This window comes from Lichenihabitans sp. PAMC28606, from assembly GCF_020616535.1.
GTDB lineage: Bacteria > Pseudomonadota > Alphaproteobacteria > Rhizobiales > Beijerinckiaceae > Lichenihabitans > Lichenihabitans psoromatis.
Genome location: NZ_CP085136.1, coordinates 1,955,570 through 1,972,076 on the forward strand (window position 1 = coordinate 1,955,570; position 16,507 = coordinate 1,972,076).

15 protein-coding genes are annotated in these 16,507 nt (G+C 64.2%); 7 read left to right on the forward strand and 8 right to left on the reverse strand.

Features of this window, described 5'->3' with window-relative positions; translation table 11 throughout:
- Positions 1–5: 5 nt before the first annotated feature.
- Positions 6–1,199: a tRNA (N(6)-L-threonylcarbamoyladenosine(37)-C(2))-methylthiotransferase MtaB gene (mtaB, locus tag LGH83_RS09295; protein WP_413771149.1), complete on the forward strand. Its 1,194-nt coding sequence runs from the start codon at positions 6–8 to the stop codon at positions 1,197–1,199.
- Between the two features lie 124 nt (positions 1,200–1,323).
- Complete coding sequence (gene uppP / locus LGH83_RS09300) at positions 1,324–2,196, forward strand: undecaprenyl-diphosphatase UppP (RefSeq protein WP_227401540.1); 873 nt, start codon at positions 1,324–1,326, stop codon at positions 2,194–2,196.
- 46 nt (positions 2,197–2,242) lie between these two features.
- Here uppP and LGH83_RS09305 read toward each other — a convergent pair whose 3' ends face one another.
- Both LGH83_RS09305 and LGH83_RS09310 read right to left on the reverse strand, forming a co-directional pair.
- A complete protein-coding gene (locus tag LGH83_RS09305) occupies positions 2,243–3,088 on the reverse strand; it encodes a GNAT family N-acetyltransferase (protein ID WP_227401541.1) in 846 nt (281 codons plus the stop codon).
- Positions 3,089–3,350: 262 nt separating this feature from the next.
- Positions 3,351–5,135 carry an ATP-binding protein gene (locus tag LGH83_RS09310; RefSeq protein ID WP_227401542.1) on the reverse strand — a complete coding sequence of 595 codons (1,785 nt, stop codon included), beginning with the start codon at positions 5,133–5,135 and terminating at the stop codon, positions 3,351–3,353.
- 259 nt (positions 5,136–5,394) lie between these two features.
- Here LGH83_RS09310 and LGH83_RS09315 point away from each other — a divergent pair, with 259 nt between their 5' ends.
- Entirely contained in the window at positions 5,395–5,694 is a 300-nt protein-coding gene (locus tag LGH83_RS09315; protein ID WP_227401543.1) for an ArsR/SmtB family transcription factor, read from the forward strand.
- A gap of 101 nt (positions 5,695–5,795) precedes the next feature.
- Positions 5,796–6,545 carry an SDR family NAD(P)-dependent oxidoreductase gene (locus LGH83_RS09320; RefSeq protein ID WP_131113172.1) on the forward strand — a complete coding sequence of 250 codons (750 nt, stop codon included), beginning with the start codon at positions 5,796–5,798 and terminating at the stop codon, positions 6,543–6,545.
- Between the two features lie 27 nt (positions 6,546–6,572).
- On the opposite strand, the gene LGH83_RS09325 is transcribed toward LGH83_RS09320, so the two are convergent.
- On the reverse strand, positions 6,573–8,099 hold the full coding sequence (locus tag LGH83_RS09325; protein ID WP_227401544.1) for a YifB family Mg chelatase-like AAA ATPase: 1,527 nt from the start codon (positions 8,097–8,099) through the stop codon (positions 6,573–6,575).
- 92 nt (positions 8,100–8,191) lie between these two features.
- Positions 8,192–8,458, reverse strand: a complete 267-nt coding sequence (locus LGH83_RS09330) for a DUF3297 family protein (RefSeq protein ID WP_227401545.1) — start codon at positions 8,456–8,458, stop codon at positions 8,192–8,194.
- 147 nt (positions 8,459–8,605) lie between these two features.
- On the opposite strand from LGH83_RS09330, the gene LGH83_RS09335 reads away from it, so the two are divergent.
- The gene (locus LGH83_RS09335; RefSeq protein ID WP_227401546.1) at positions 8,606–9,187 is read left to right on the forward strand and encodes a helix-turn-helix domain-containing protein; all 582 of its coding nucleotides are present in this window, start codon (positions 8,606–8,608) and stop codon (positions 9,185–9,187) included.
- Positions 9,184–9,726: a GNAT family N-acetyltransferase gene (locus LGH83_RS09340; protein WP_227401547.1), complete on the forward strand. Its 543-nt coding sequence runs from the start codon at positions 9,184–9,186 to the stop codon at positions 9,724–9,726. The genes LGH83_RS09335 and LGH83_RS09340 overlap by 4 nt, the downstream gene beginning before the upstream one ends.
- Before the next feature lie 5 nt (positions 9,727–9,731).
- Here the strand turns inward: LGH83_RS09340 and LGH83_RS09345 are convergent, their stop codons facing one another.
- Complete coding sequence (locus LGH83_RS09345; RefSeq protein WP_227401548.1) at positions 9,732–11,096, reverse strand: FAD-dependent oxidoreductase; 1,365 nt, start codon at positions 11,094–11,096, stop codon at positions 9,732–9,734.
- A gap of 223 nt (positions 11,097–11,319) precedes the next feature.
- On the opposite strand from LGH83_RS09345, the gene LGH83_RS09350 reads away from it, so the two are divergent.
- On the forward strand, positions 11,320–12,567 hold the full coding sequence (locus LGH83_RS09350; protein WP_227401549.1) for an aromatic ring-hydroxylating oxygenase subunit alpha: 1,248 nt from the start codon (positions 11,320–11,322) through the stop codon (positions 12,565–12,567).
- 47 nt (positions 12,568–12,614) lie between these two features.
- Here LGH83_RS09350 and LGH83_RS09355 read toward each other — a convergent pair whose 3' ends face one another.
- Genes LGH83_RS09355 through LGH83_RS09365 form a run of 3 tightly spaced genes read right to left on the reverse strand, consistent with a single transcriptional unit; the run spans position 12,615 to position 16,354 of the window.
- Complete coding sequence (locus tag LGH83_RS09355) at positions 12,615–13,709, reverse strand: transporter substrate-binding domain-containing protein (protein ID WP_227401550.1); 1,095 nt, start codon at positions 13,707–13,709, stop codon at positions 12,615–12,617.
- 36 nt (positions 13,710–13,745) lie between these two features.
- Positions 13,746–14,849 carry a phosphate ABC transporter substrate-binding protein PstS gene (gene pstS / locus LGH83_RS09360; protein WP_227401551.1) on the reverse strand — a complete coding sequence of 368 codons (1,104 nt, stop codon included), beginning with the start codon at positions 14,847–14,849 and terminating at the stop codon, positions 13,746–13,748.
- 23 nt (positions 14,850–14,872) lie between these two features.
- Positions 14,873–16,354, reverse strand: a complete 1,482-nt coding sequence (locus LGH83_RS09365; protein ID WP_227401552.1) for an MFS transporter — start codon at positions 16,352–16,354, stop codon at positions 14,873–14,875.
- Positions 16,355–16,507: the final 153 nt, after the last annotated feature.

Below are 16,507 nucleotides of genomic sequence, written 5' to 3' on the forward strand. Positions count from 1 at the left end.
ATGCCATGCGGTCGAGCGCGTCGCGAGCCGGTCACGCCAATCTCGCGATCGTCAACACCTGCGCCGTGACGGCAGAGGCCGTGCGACAGGCGCGGCAATCCATTCGACGGCTCGCCCGCGACAATCCCGAGCGTCCAATCGTCGTGACCGGATGTGCGTCAGCGATCGATCCGGATGGATTTTCGGCGATGCCGGAAGTCACCCATGTCGTGGCCAACAGTACCAAAACCGCTCTCGCCACGTGGTCGGGCCTTCCGCCAACGGAGGCAACCGCATCGAACGTCAGGGGTGTGGCCGCGCCGATCGAGACGATCCACACGCGAGGATTTCTCGAAATTCAGAACGGCTGCGATCATCGCTGTACGTTCTGCGTCATTCCATTCGGCCGTGGAGCGTCGCGCTCCATCGCACCCGCCACGATCCTCGAGCGCGCCCGAACCATGCTGGAAAACGGCATCCGCGAGATCGTCTTGACCGGCGTCGACATCACATCTTACGGCAGCGATCTTCCAGACGAACCAAAGCTCGGAACACTGGTGCGGACGCTGCTCGCCGCCCTGCCAGACCTGCCGCGCCTTCGGCTATCCTCGATCGATTGCATCGAGGCCGATCCCGACCTCATCACCGTCATCGCCGACGAGGATCGGTTTATGCCGCATCTTCACCTCTCGCTGCAATCGGGCTCTGACCTGATCCTCAAGCGCATGAAGCGGCGGCACGGGCGCGGCGACGCGGTCGCGTTCTGCCAAAAGCTCAAAACGCTGCGGCCCGACATGGTGTTTGGCGCCGATATCATCACCGGATTTCCGACCGAAACCGAGGCCCACTTCGCCGACAGCATGGCCTTGATCGAGGATTGCGGGCTGACGCATCTTCACGTCTTTCCTTATTCGCCACGGCCCGGCACACCGGCGACCCGCATGCCACAAGTCCCGCGCGACATCGCTCGGGACCGCGCCGCCGCCCTCCGCGCGGTCGGTGATGCAGCGCTCCATCGTCACTTGGCCGCGAAAATCGGCCGAACGACCGTGGTGCTCATGGAACGCGGTGGCAAAGGCCGCGAGGCCGATTTTACCGGCGTGCGCGTCGGTGCCCCGACCGATGCGGCAGCCGCTGCCCTAAAGGCCGGGAGCTTCGTGCCGGTGCTGATCACGGGTCACGATGGCCGGAACCTCGCCGGGGTCCCTCGGCATCCCTGACGACCGGCAACTTGTTTAATGCGTCCTGAACCCTTTTGCGGCAAACAGGTTGCGTTTCGATTCGCCGACGACGCGTCGTCGCGGGATTGATCTCAACCAAGTCGGCCGATCAGAAGGATCTTCCATGGCGGACGCATGCACCGCGGGCCTCGATACGGGGTTCGTCAGTCTCGGTTATGCCCGCGTCGCATTTCTGGGCATTGTCCAGGGCCTGACGGAACTGATGCCCATTTCGTCGACGGCGCATATGCGGATCGTCCCCTCCCTCCTTGGTTGGCAGGATCCGGGGTCGGCCTTCTCGGCCGCCATGCAACTGGCCGCCCTCGCGGCCGTGGTCTGCTATTTCTGGAAAGACGTGCGCGGGCTGGTCGGCGGATCTGTTTCGGCGGCGGTGCGCGGCGACTTCCAAGCCTGGGATTTTCGCTTCGCGATGTGGATTGTGCTCGCCACGATCCCGATCGTGCTGGCGGGCTTGGCGCTCTCGTCTCGTCTCAATGCCTGCGGATCGTCCTTGCGCAGTCTGCAGGTCATCGGCTTGTCCTGCATCGTCATGGGCATTCTGTTGGCGGTTGCCGAGCTCTACTGCCGGCACAGGCGCGTTCTGGCCAACATCACGCTTCTCGACGCTATGGTGGTCGGGATCGCGCAGATCGGTGCGCTGATCCCTGGCGTTTCACGCTCGGGGTCGACATTGACCGCAGCTCTCTTCCTCGATCTGAAACGGGAAGAGGCCGCGCGTTTTTCGTTTCTGCTGGGCCTGCCGGCGATCGCGCTCGCGGGGCTCAAAGAACTCTACGAGTTGCATAAGGCGCATCTCGACGCGCATGGCTGGTCGATTCTCGCTGTCGGGCTCGTGGTCGGCTCGATCTCGGCGTTTCTGGCCATCTTCCTGCTGATGCGAATTCTCGAGAGGTTCTCGACATGGCCCTTCGTGGTCTACCGCATCTTCATCGGCATCGTGCTGCTCGCCGGCTCGGCCATGGGCTGGCTCGCCTGATTGTCAGACTCTGACGGGGCCATCTCGATGGCCGGCAAGGCTTGATTTAGGCGGCGTCGCGTTGCTGCGCCGGCGCGTCCGTTTCTCCTCCGAAAAAAGAGGAATAACGGCTGGCGATCTGCGCGATCGGCATGACCACGAAGACATCCGTCGTCCCGAATTGATGATCGACGACGGCCCCCTCCCCGAAGGTCGCGCCGCAGCGAAGGTAACCTTTGACCAGGGGCGGCAGCGACGCGAGCGCCCGACGGGGATCGACGCTCTCCTTGGCCTGCATCCCCATCGCGACATAGCGCGACGGAAGGGCGCGGGCGTGCCATTCGGGCGGCGCCGACGCGTGATGATGCAGGAAGCTCAACTGCATCGCCAGAGCCTTCACATCGGTGCCCTCGAGACTGGCGCAGCCAATCAGGGCATCGACGTGATAATGCTGCACGTAAGCCCAGATGCCGCGCCAGAGCAGCTCGATCGTTCGCTTCGTGCGATAGACCGGGAGGACGCAGGACCGGCCCAATTCCAGAAACTGGCTGCCCGGATGGCGGGCCAGCAAAGGGCCGATGTCGAACTCCCGTGAGGAATAGAAGCCGCCGTGGCGCTGCGCCACATCCTGCCGCAACAGCCGATACGTGCCGACCACTTTCGGCCGCGCGACACCGAACTTGTTGAGGGCCGCGTGATCGACAACGAGCAGATGATCGGCGATTCGATCGAAGGCGCAGCGGTCGCGCCGTGTGAGTGCCGTCGTCCGGTCCGGAATGGCGCCGCCTTCCTCGTAGAAGGAGCGATAGCGGACACGCTGGGCGCGACGGACGTCCTTCTTGCTGGCCGCGAGCCGAACTTCGAGCGACCCGATGCGACCGAGCGATCCCTGCAGGTCAGGCCATCGACGCAACCCGTTCCACGCGCGGAAACGGCTTCCTGCCCATGCAATTGGTGCCGACGGGGAGGTCACACCATGCGGATGGAACATCGCGTTAAATCCTGGGGGCGTGAAAAGCCAAGCCAAAGCTCCTCTGAGACATCACGATTCCGCCAAGCTTTTATGACGAGGCCGCCGAGAGTGCCGTCGCATCGGGCGAATTGCGCGTGATGCAGGCGAGCGCCGCGTCACCAAGCTGCATTCATCCCATCCGTCGAACGAATGGCTACGGCCGTCAGATCGCGGCTTGGCTCGGCTCTGGGTCTCCGACGGGCTTTTGCTCGGCCGGGCGCAACGCGGCGCGTAATCGGGCGAGGTCGATCGGTTTGGTCAGGAACTCATCGATGCCCGCGTCGAAGCAAGCTTGGCGATCATCCTCGAACGCATAGGCGGTCAGCGCCACGATCCGGGTCGGCGAGGCGCCTGCGCCTTGTTCGGCCCGGCGCAGCAGACGAGCCGCCTCCTGCCCATCGAGACCCGGCATGGAGATATCGAGCAGAATCGTGTCGAACGGCTTGGTCTCACCCCGCATGGCGGCGAGCGCGGCGTTCAGCGCCACTGCGCCATCCGCCACATGGGTGACCTCCGCGCCGATGCGATCCAGCATTTTCAACATCACGAGCGTGTTGAGTTCGTTGTCCTCGGCCAGCAGGATTCGCAAATCCTCGACGGAAGCTGGCGGCGTTGGAGCGAGCGGAGAACTGGGGGCCTCAGGAACCGACGCGGCATCTCCGGTCGCGGCCAATCGTGTGGCAAGCGAGCGTGCCCGGACCGGCTTCACCAGCCAACCGTCGAAAATGGCCGTGAGCTTTTGACCGAAGGCTCGCCGCTCGAAGGGGGAGAACAGCAGGAAGCCCCGTGCCACATGGGCCGCCACGGAGGCATCGGCCAAGCGATGGGTCGCCTCCTGGCCCAAGCCGCAATCGACCAGCAGAAGATCGAGCGGCGCATCGGCCCGGATCAGGGGCAGCGCCTGGGCCACAGAGGACACGATCGTCACCCTGGCGCCAGCCGCTCCGAGGTTTTGCGCCAGGAACGGCGCCTGAAACGGCGAATCGGCAACGATGAGCGCCGTCGTGCCCTTGAGGTCGGGCCAGGTGATCGTGCGGTTCTCGGTGGTCACATCGGCGATCGGAAGCTTGATCGTGAAGCCGAATACGGTTCCGCCGCCCGGACGATCTGACAGCGTCAAGCCGCCGTCCATCAACCCGACAAACCGGCGGGCGATCGACAGGCCGAGGCCCGTGCCACCGCTACGTCCCGCACGCGAGGCGGGACCCTGCTCGAATTCCTCAAAGATGGCGGAACGCCGGTCAGCCGGCACACCGGGACCGGTATCGGCCACCGTGAAGGTGAACGCGCCATCCGCCGCAGCGGCGACCCGAACCCCAACCCCGCCTTTTTCGGTGAATTTAACCGCATTGCCGGCAAGGTTGATGAGGACCTGCCGCAACCGTGGGGCATCGCCGACCAGCATGGATGGCACGCCAGGCTCGACGTGAGCCGCGATCTCGAGGCCTCGTTCCTGAGCCCGCGGACCAAGCAACTCGACCACGTCGTCGACCAAGGCCTGCACCTCGAACGGCGCGAGCGTGAGTTCGAATTTGCCGGCCTCGATCCGCGACAGATCAAGCACCTCGTCGATCAGAGACGTCAGCGCGCGGCCGGAGGAATGAATCGCGTCGACATAGGCCTGCTGTTCGGGGTCGAGCGGCGTTGCGCCAAGCAATTCGGCCATGCCGAGAATGCCGTTCAGCGGCGTCCTGACTTCGTGACTGACGGTTGCCAAGAAACGGGATTTCGCCTGCGTCGACGCTTCGGCCCGCGAGCGAGCCTCGCCGGCCGAGCGGATTTCCAACATATCGTCGGTCAGCTTGTCCTGGGCGGCATCAATTTGACGGCGGTCCCGTCGCAGGCGCGCCCGGTCGAGCAACGAATGCAGGAACAGCACCGTTCCGATGACACCGATAATCCACGCCAAAGTAAGGCTACCGAAGAACGCCGCTGCGATTTTGAGCATGAGACAGGTCCAGACGGCTTGCCGCGCCGCAACCTGTAAGCTCCGTCATAAAGCTTGCGATTACGTTGAGACGACGCTCTCCCACGGTCTGATCGCCTCACATGATCTCGATTGCGGTCATCCTATCGTGGCTGCGCGATGGTTGAGCGGGTTTGACTGCCTTGGCTGCGCCCGTCGTGTTCCGGCATCTTGGTGAAAGTGGTTCCCGACGCTAACTAAAGCCGGAGACGTAGGGGTATACCCCCCGCAGGAGAAAGCTTTGAACCAAGCGATGTCGATGGAGAATGGCCTGACGGATCGGCAATTCGGTGTGATCTCGCGCGCGTTGGCGGAGCCACGGCGGTACGAGATCCTGAAGCAGATCGCCGGATCCGACGAGCCGACGGCCTGTACATGTCTCATCGGGTCGCATCAGGTCAGCCCCGCGACCATGTCTCATCATCTCAAGGAACTCGAAACCGCCGGTCTCATCCGGGTCGTGCGCGAAGGCAAGTTCATGAAGATGATCCTGCAGCGCGACATCCTCGATGCCTATCGCCGCCAACTCTCGCTGCTGTGACGATCGGTTCCGCTGGACGCGATAAAACGCGGTGCGCGGACTTGTAACGCTTCGATGCTTATCTAACTGTCTTACCATCAACCTATGTCAGGAGACGGACAATGAGCAAGCTTACGGGTAAGGTCGCGGTCGTAACCGGTGCGTCGAAGGGGATTGGAGCCGGCATCGCCAAGGCTCTTGCGGCGGAAGGTGCTTCGGTCGCGGTAAATTATGCGTCGGATCGCGCCGGAGCCGAGAAGGTCGTGGCCGATATCGTCGCCAAGGGCGGCAAAGCCGTTGCGGTACAGGGCAACGTCTCCAAGCTCGACGACGTGAAGCGCTTTTTCGCCGAGGCCAAGACGGCTTTCGGATCGCTCGATATCCTGGTCAATAACGCGGGCGTCTACGCGTTCAGCCCGCTCGAAGCGATTACGGCTGAGGAATTCCACCGCGAATTCGACATCAACGTGCTCGGCCTGCTGCTCTCGACGCAAGAAGCCGTCAAGCATTTCAGCGCGGGCGGCGGCAGCGTCATCAATGTCGGTTCGGTCGTGAGCCGGATCACGCCACCCATGTCGGCGATCTATACGGCCACCAAGGCGTCGGTCGATGCCATCACGCATGTCCTTGCCAAGGAGCTCGGACCGAAGAACATCCGGGTCAATTCGATCAACCCTGGCATCGTTGAAACAGAAGGCACGCATACGGCCGGCTTCATCGGGAGCGAGTTCGAGAAGCAGGCGGTGTCGCAGACCCCGCTCGGCCGATCCGGGCAACCGGGCGATATCGCGCCGGTCGCGGTCTTCCTCGCCTCCTCCGACTCGGCCTGGATCACAGGCGAGACGCTCGTCGTCTCGGGCGGTGTCCGCTAAGCGCCATACGAGATCCGCGTCACGCCATCACCGCCGATCGGCGTTGGCGCGGTACGAGAGCGCTTCGGCCAGGTGCGCCCGGCCGACCTCGCCCGAGCCGTCGAGATCCGCGAGGGTTCGGGAGAGCTTCAGCACACGGTGAAAGCCGCGTGCCGTCAGCCGCAGCTTTTCACTGGCCTGCCGGAGCAGATCGAGGCCTTTTGCATCGAGCTTGGCGACCCGTTCGACCACCGAAGCCGGCGCAGCCGCATTGGTCGACACCTCCGGCATTCCCAACGCCTCATAGCGCGCGGTCTGCATGGCGCGAGCAGCGGCGACGCGAGCCGCGACCTCGGCCGACCCTTCGGCCGGCGGCGGTAGCATCAAATCGGCCGCCGTCACGGCCTGAACCTCGATGTGAAGATCGATGCGGTCGAGCAGCGGCCCGGAGAGCCGCGCCGCATATTGGGCCATGCAGCGCTCGTTCGGCTGCCGCTTGCAGGCATAACCGGGCTCGAGCGCATGCCCGCAGCGGCACGGATTCATGGCGGCCACCAGTTGAAATCGCGCCGGATAGGTGACGCGATGATTGGCCCGCGCGATCGACACTTCGCCGGTTTCGATCGGCTGGCGGAGGCTATCCAGAACCGTCGTCGCAAATTCGGGAAACTCGTCGAGGAACAGCACCCCGTGATGAGCGAGCGACACCTCGCCGGGCCGGGCGCCCGCCCCGCCGCCGACAAGCGCGGGCATCGAGGCCGAATGATGCGGCGAGCGAAACGGCCGACGCTCGGTGAGTTCACCGCCGCTGAGATGGCCGGCGACCGAGTGGATCATCGAGACTTCGAGCAACTCGCGCGGGGTCAGGGGCGGTAGGATCGAGGGCAGCCGCGCCGCCAGCATGGATTTTCCAGCGCCGGGCGGCCCGTTCATCAACAGATTGTGGCCCCCAGCCGCCGCGATCTCCAGCGCCCGCTTGGCGCTTTCCTGTCCCTTGACGTCCCGAAGGTCGGCCCCGCCGATCCCCTTCTGCCGCATCGCCGGTTCGGGCCGGCTCAAGACCTGCGTGCCCTTGAAATGATTGGCGAGCGCAATGAGAGAGGCGGGCGCGAGAATATCGAGGTCGCGGCTGGCCCAGGCGGCCTCAGGCCCAGAGGCACGCGGGCAGATCAGCCCATGGCCCCGGCCATTGGCCGCGACAGCGGCCGGCAGCACACCTGCGACAGCCGTGATGGTGCCATCGAGCGCGAGTTCGCCGATCACCGTATAACCGGCGATCGCATCGGCCGGGATAGCGCCGATCGCCGCCATGATGCCGAGCGCGATCGGTAGATCGTAGTGGCTACCCTCCTTGGGGACATCAGCGGGCGCGAGATTGACGGTGATGCGCTTGGCGGGCAGCGCCAATCCGGACGCGGTCAGCGCGGAGCGGACCCGCTCACGCGACTCCCCAACCGCCTTGTCGGGCAGGCCCACAATCATGAAGACCACGGAGCCGTTGGCGATCTGCACCTGCACGTCGACGGGACGCGCCTCGATGCCTTCGAACGCCACCGTGGCGACCCGCACAACCATGGAGCCTCGCTTCATCCGCAGACGCGCGGCGCAGCAACTTAACCGAGGCGGGACGTAACGTCATGCACCGACTTGGGCCGAGGCGTGATGCCTCACTCGGCTTCGGCGGTGGCCTGCTGTTCCGGGGTGCGGAAATAGGGCTCGACGACCCCCTTCAGCTTGATGGTCATCGGATTGCCGAACCGGTCCTTGGCCTTGCCGGCTGTCAACTTCACCCAACCTTCCGAGACGCAATATTCGTCCACATTGGTCTTCTCGTTGCCATCAAACTTGATGCCTACGCCCCGTTCGAGGATCGCGTCGTCATAGTGCGGGCTGTTCGGGTTGATCGAGAGACGATCGGGCGGCATGTCGGTCATGAGGTGTCGGTGTCCGGTGAATGTCTGCGGGGGAGTAGCCGCTGGGGCGACCGGGCGCAACATGTCGACGGCGCCCGCAGGCGTCTTCGCGCAAACGACGGCGGGATTATTCTTGCGTTCCATCATAGTGGATATATTATCTACTATATGAGTATCGCTGATTCGTCGATCGACATCCAGATCGGACAACGCGTCCGGCAGTTGCGCGCGTCGCGCAATCTCACACTCGAGGATCTGGCCCAATCGGCCAAGGTCAGCCGTGCGATGCTGTCGCGCATCGAACGCGGAGAATCGAGCCCCACCGCGCAGCTTCTCGGGAAGATCTGCGTCGGGCTCGATGTGACGCTTTCGGCCCTTTTCGCCGAAGCCGCGACCCCGGCGCGCCCCTTGTCGCGGCGTGACGACCAACCGACATGGCGCGATCCGGCGACCCATTACCTTCGCCGGAGCGTCTCGCCGCTCGGCACCGGGTCGACGGTCGATATCATCGAGGTCGAGTTCCCGCCCGGCGGCCGCGTGGCCTTCGATGCCCAGCGGCTTGCCGGCACAGATCAGCAGGTCTGGGTGCTTGAGGGCACGCTGGAGATGTCGCTCGGCGACGAGGTCTTTCGGCTCGATCCCGGCGACTGCCTGTGGATGCGCTTCGATCGACCGATCCAATTCCACAACCCGACGGAGCGCCCGATCCGCTACGCCGTCATCATCGCGCAGGGAGCGCCACGATCATGAACTATGCTGCCCCTGGGGCATCGCCGATCGCGATCCGCAGGCTCGATCCGGTCGAAGCGGAGGCCCGGATCGACGAGTTGGCCGACATCCTGGTCGACGCCGTCGAGGGCGGTGCCTCGGTCCACTTCATGGCGGATGTCTCGTTCGACGAGGCCCGACGCTTCTGGCGCGATCAGATCGATGGCCTCAAGGCCGATCATAAACGCCTGTTCGTCGCGGACGGGACGCGGCTGGTCGGCACCGTGCTGCTGATGTTCGCGCAACAGCCGAACGCGCGGCATCGGGCCGATATCGGCAAGATGCTGGTGGCGTCGTCGGCGCGGCGGCAGGGACTCGGCAGCAGGCTGCTCGAGGTGGCTGAGAATGCTGCAGCAGAAGCCGGTCGCACGCTGCTGATGCTCGACACCGAAACCGGCAGTGCCGGCGACCTTCTTTACAGACGGTGCGGCTGGAGCGAGATCGGCGTAGTTCCGGGCCATGCGTTCAAACCGAACGGACAACTGGCCTCGACCACCATCTTCTACAAATCCCTGGCGTGATCGCCTCAATGCAGGCGCACGCCCTGGCGGATGAGCTCCGCCTGCACATCCGCGAGATTGACGGCATCGAGCGCCCGCCCGCTGCGAACCGAGATCGCGGCCGCCACGCCTGCCCCCTGCCCAGCCACCGCGCAGCAGGCCATGTTCCGCGTCGCCGCGTGAGCGACCCGACTGCCACCGATCGCGCGGCCGGCAACCAGCAGCGCCTGCACGCCCTTGGGGAGCATGGCCCGATACGGCACGTGCATGTAGCGCCCGGTCGTCGGCAGAATGAGAATGCCGTAGCCATCGATGAATTCAGGATAAATGCCGATCGAATCCTCGAAACGGCCCTCGTGCCTCACGTCCCGCTCGGTCAAATTATACACCGCGTCGATCTTGCGCGTGTCGCGGATCCCGATCGTCATGCCGAAATTACGAAGGCGCGCGCTTTCGCAACCGGGCGTGTAGCGGCGCAACACCTCGATGGCCGCCATGGCCTGGCTACGCCCCTCCATTTCGAAGGCGGTGAGGTCGTCCGGATCGGTCCCGTCGCATTCCACGAGGTGGACGAGGTTCATATAGGTGAGTTCGCCGCTATCGTGCGCCGCGCCCCAGGTGCCCGAGATCGTGTTGAGATGGGCCGGTAAAACGCCGTCGCGGATCGCCTGGGCGAAGGGCTTGCCCAGAAAGGGGGAGAACATGGCATCCTCCTTGCCGTCGGTCTCGACCTGCCATTCGCCGGTCGACCAGTCGCGATACGTCTGCGGGTCGGCCCGCACGCCGTCCATGAAGGCGCGTTTGTCGACGCCGGCGAGGTGGAACATGACCGAAGCGGCCTGCATCTGTTCCTTCGGCGTCTTATGGGTCGGTGCGCCCGCCCGGTGAGCCACGTCCGCGTCGCCGGTCGCATCGATGACCCGCTTGGCCAGGATCGCTTCGCGACCGGCCTTCGACTCCGTGATGATGCCGACGATCGTCTTGCCCTCCATGATCGGCGCGACGAATTGACGGTGCAGCATCGGCCGCACGCCAGCTTCGCCGACAAGCCGGTCGGCGACGAGCTTGAAGCCTTCGGAATCGAGCTCGAAACTCAGCGACTGGCTTTCCGGTACGGCCGCCCCCATGGCCTTAGCGCGGTCCTCGAACTCCCGCCCGATGCCACCGGCCTCGATCGTCGCCTCGTGACGATACCAGGCAAAGCCCTCGACCCCGACCGCCGTGATGTTGCCGCCGAAACATCCGAAACGTTCCACCAGCGCGACCTCGACACCGGTGCGGGCCGCCGCAAGAGCCGCCGCTAAACCGCCGGGGCCGGAGCCGACGACCAACACGTCGGTGTTGTGGATGACATCGATCTCGCGCGCAGGCTCGGAAATGGTTTTGGTCACGGGAGGGAGCTCATCCGTTCGATGATGAAAGCGCGTTCCGATCATCATAGGGATGCTCCGACGAGCGGCATAGCGCTTCCGCAACGGCCGACAACGAGGTCGCCTTCGCACAACCACGCGACGCCCTTGCGACGGCGGCATGGGTCCATGACCTTTACGCTTTGGACATGTTCCAACGTTCGTGGTTCCCTCGACGGGAACGCACCAACCCGCCGGGCCAGCCATGACCGCACGCCAAGACATGATTTCGCTTCTGAAGAACCGGAAGGTCGGCTTCTCGCTGCCGCAGCCGTTCTACAATGACCCGGAATTCTTCAAGCTCGACATGGAGAACATCTGGTACAAAGACTGGCTGTTCGCCGGTCACGATATCGAAATCAACGAGCCAGGGCAGTGGTTCACGATGCAGGTCGGCGCCTATCCGCTGATCATCATCCGCGGCCGGGACGGCGAGATCCGTGCCCTCCACAATTCCTGCCGCCATCGCGGGTCGATCATCTGCAAGACCGAGCACGGCTCCTCGAAGCGGCTCGTCTGCCCGTATCACCAGTGGTCCTACGACACCGACGGATCGCTGCTCCGCGCCCGCCACGCCGCAGCGGATTTCGACAAATCCGGCTATGGCTTGAAGCAGGCCCATTGCGAAACGGTCGGCGGCTATATCTTCGTCTGCGTCGCCCAGAACGCGCCGGATTTCGCGCCGTTCCGCGCTCAGGCGCTCCCCTATCTCGCTCCACACAAGCTCGGCGGCGACGTCAAGATCGCGACCCAGAACACCATCGTCGAGAACGGCAATTGGAAGCTCGTGTGGGAGAATAACCGCGAATGCTACCACTGTGCCGCGAACCATCCGGAATTATGCCGCACCTTCCCCGAGGCTCCGACCGTCACGGGCGTGACGGGCGCCATGGATGATCCGGTCATCAAGGCGCATTGGGATAAGTGCGAGGCGGCCGGCCTTCCCTCGACCTTCGTGATCAACCCGACCGGCCAGTTTCGCCACACCCGCGCGCCGCTGATCGAGGGCGTCGAGAGCTATACCATGTCGGGCAAGACGGCCGTCGCTCGGCCGCTCTGCGACGATGTCACGACGCCGCAGATCGGCACGATGCTGATGTTCCACTATCCCACCACCTGGAACCACGTGCTGGGCGACCATGCTATTTCGTTCCGGGTGCTGCCGATCGACGCCACTCATACGGCGGTGACGACCAAATGGCTGGTCCACAAGGATGCCCAGGAAGGCGTCGACTACCATCTCGACGAATTGACGGCGGTGTGGAACGCCACCAACGATCAGGATCGCCGCGTCGTCGAAGACAACCAGTTCGGCATCAACTCGCCTGCCTACGAGCCCGGCCCCTACCTCGAGCCGGACGAAGGCGGCGTGGCGCAATTCGTCGAGTGGTACACCAATGCAATGGGCCGCTCGCTCAACGGCGATCGGGCGACGCTCAGCCGCGTAGCCTGAGACGCCGACGGCCTGCGAGGGTGCGGAGCACCGGTCGGGCCGCTGCCTCAACGACCGAAGAAGCTCTGCTCGATCGCGATCCATTCGGGGCCGCTCGTGATTCTGATCAGAGCCTGATCGATCGACCCCTTGAGTGCGCTCCCCCGCGGCAGCGCGAACGCCATATAGGCGGGGGCCAGCAGGCCACGCGGCATCTCGAGCCGCCCTGAATATCGTTTGGCCACGCCATAGGTGAGAGCGCCGACGCTGTTGACGACGGCATCGGCGCGATTGTCGGCGACGGCGTCCAGCGCCTCCGGCAGGTTCTTGTATCGCGTGTAGGGCAGCCGGAGGCCCTCGAGATATTCGGCGCCCGAGGATTGACCGACGGCCGCGAGGTGTCGCCCCTCGAGGTCGATCGTCGAACCCGCCGTGTTCCCCTCCACCCGCTCGGCCGTCAGGCGAGAGACGAGACTCGTCGACAGCAGCGAGACGAGGATCAGACTGCCGAACATCCAGAGCGTCGCCATGATCCGACCGGAGTTGGTCTTCGGCGTCTTATCGCCATAGCCCACCGTCGTCATGGTCACGACAGCCCAATACAGGCCATCGCGCAAGGTCGTAATGGCCGATTCTCCATGGTCGGCGGATCGGCTCGAGCGCTCGACGAGCCACATGCCGAACCCTGCCGAGATCAGCAGAAGCAAAATGCCCAAGAACATGATGCCGAGGTCCGAGACTGCGGCCCCGTAGGCCATGACGGCCGACAGGGGGCCGGTGGCCTTGCGAACCGCAACGGCGACCCCGGACCGGTGCGCCGGATAGGAGAAATCGACGCGCGCATCGCGCTCCGGCGTAATCGTGATCGCGCCGATCGCGACATCGAACCGATTCTGTTCCAGTCCGCCAAGAACGGCGTCCATGTCCGAAACGGGCGTCAGTTCGAAGGTTCTCTCGAGACGCTCCGCGACGCGGCGCCAGAGGTCGACGCTGACGCCCGCGATCGACCCGTCCGGCTCTACATATCCGTAGGGCGGCACATCATAAACGGCGACCCGTAGCGGTGGCAGTCGCGGCTGTTCGGCCGAGCAGACTGAGACGAAGGCCAGCCCCGCGAGCAGCCCAATCACGACGCTCCATCCACTGGCCTTGGCCCACCGCACGGCCGCTGATCACACGATCCTGCAGGACGCCACCGGCTACTCGATCGCCGCGATCTGATCGTGGCTTTTCACCCAGACATGAGCCGGCAGTTCGACGAAATGCTGGTCGTCGAGCGTCTTCTTGTTGGCCTCGTCGGGCGCAATGGCCCAAAGAAGAAAATTGCGGATGGCGGCTGCCGTCACCTTGTCCTTCTGCTTTGTCGAGACGATCGCATATTCGTAATTGATCAGCGGGTAGCAGTTCTGACCCGGCGCATCGACGAGGGTGAGACGCTCGTCATCGGGGGTGCGCGGCGTCAGCGCATCAGCAGCCGCCTCGATCGTCTCGGGCGTCGGCAGGAGAAACTGTCCGCCGAAGCTTTTGACCGAGGCCGTCGCGAGCTTCGCCGCCTCGATCTGCTTTTCAAAACTGACGCCGACGTAACCAATCGAGTAGGGGCTTGCGGCAATGGTTGCGACCATCCCGTCGTTTCCAGTTGCATCGCGGTCGCCCGGCACCTTCGGCCATGCCACTGAGGTGCCGAAGCCGGTTTGGTCGCCCCAAGCCGCGCCCGGTAGCCGGATGACCGTCGAGGTATCCTCGTCACGCCCGGCGGTCGTGAAGGAGAGATATTGGGTGAATACGAACGTGTCCCCCGATCCTTCGGCCCGGTGGACCGGCACGATCTCATGATGGGGGAGGCTGACCCCAGGGTTCAGTGACGCGATCGCCTTATCGTCCCAAAAGCGGACCACGCCGGCGTAGATCGCGGCCAGCGTCGGCCCATCCAGTTTCAGCGAGCCCGTCACGTCGGGAAGGTTGTAGTTGATGGTCAGGGCCGAGATCGCCATCGGCACGTCGACGATCTCGGGATGCGCGAGCGCATCGTCATCCGACATGTAGGCGTCGGCTGTGCCGATGCTCACCGTTCCTGAGACCGCATCGGCGATCCCCTTGGCCGATCCCGTTCCGGCGGTCGCAATCGTCACGCCCGGATGCGATGCGGCGTAATCGGCCGCCCATGTCTTGAACAGCGGCAAGATCAGCGTCGACCCCGTCTCGGTCAGAGCGGTCTCGGCATGAGCCGGGGCGCAAGCCATGAGCGTCGATGCGACCAACATCGTTGCGGCGAGCGCGGCAGTCGTATGGTTCAGAACCATGTCGCGGTTCCCGTGAGACCCATTCATTGCTGTTCCAACTCGTCGAGGTTGATGCCCGTCGTCTCGATCTTGAACAGCCATGTCACGATGGCTCCGAGGATCGATGTCACGATCAGCCCATAGAGGAGCGCCGTCGTTCCGATACTGGTCAGCAGGATCGGGAACAGAAAGGCGGTCAACACCGCGCCGACTTTGGCGAAGGCGGCCGCGAAGCCCGCGCCCTTGCCACGGATGGCGGTTGGAAACACCTCGCCGGCGAGCAGGTAGGTCTGCGCATTCGGGCCGAGATTGGTCATGAAATTGAACAGCATGAAACCCGCAAAGATCAGCAGCGTGCTGGCCCCTCCGGACACCATCGACGAGAACGAGGCGAGCAGCAGACCCGCGGCACAACCGACGAATCCCAGCACCTGCAGCCGGATACGGCCGACCACGTCGGCAAGCAGGACCGCAAAGATAATGCCGACGATCAGCAGCGTGGTGATCAGGGCCGCGCCTTTGGCGGCCGTGATGTCGTTGGCGATGATGTCGGCGACGCTCCGGGCATGGTCGGCGTTGGCCCCGACGGCGGCGGCCAGAATGGTCGGCGTAAAAATACCGATGCCATAGGTCCCGAGATCCTGGAGGAACCAGGGTACGGATGCCAGGATGGTGGCCCGCAGGTTGGTTTTATTGAACAACGCCGCATAGGACGTGCCTCCCCCGTGTCCGGAGACGGAAGCGCCGTCGCGTGTGATCAGCTTGATATCGGTCGGATATTGGGGCGTGCGGACGAGCAGGCGCTTGACGGCTGCCTCGGCACGCTGTGCTTCACCGCGCGCGAACAGCCAATTGGCGCTCTCGACGATGTAGAAACGGCCGATCAGCACCAGGATGGCTGGGATAAGCGCGGAGGCATACATCCAGCGCCACGCTGAGAGTTCGGGCAAGGTCGCCAGGACCCCGTAGCCGACCGCCGTTCCGGCCAGCGCACCCACGGCCTGGAACGCAAAGGCACCGAGCACCAGCTTGCCGCGCATGAGGCTCGGAATGCTCTCGGAAATGATCATATGGGCCGTCGGATAGTCGCAGCCGAGCGACAAGCCGAGGCCGAACAGGAAGATGACAAGGAGGTAATAATTCGGCGCGACGCAGAGCGCCGCGAGAAAAACGACAAAGATCACCATCTCGATGATGAACATCGGCTTGCGGCCGAACCGATCGGACAATCCCCCGAGCGCGACAGCGCCGATCAAGATGCCGAACAAGCTCGCGGCGCTGATGATCCCGTGCTCGGCGGCGCCGATGTGGAACTCGGCCGAGAGCAGCGGCAAGGCGACACCGGTCATAAAGACAACGAAGCCTTCAAAGAACTTGCCCGCTGCGGCCAGCCCCCAAATCAACCATTGCATCGATGTCATGGGGACGGACGGAAGGCTCGTGCCGTCCGGCCAGATCGGACGCTCGTCGATCCAGCCCTGCACGGTTTTGGCGGATGGCGTTTGGCTTACGGTCGCGTCAGTCATGAGCGTCCCTCCAACTCGCGCCTTCGTCCCCCGCAGCCGCAACGGTTCGACCGAGTGGGTAGAGCATCACCTGACTTGCTGACACCGATGTGACGGCGCCAAGCGGGAGCTAATCGGTCGCAGGGCGCCTGGCCTCAGCCGCCCTCGACACGC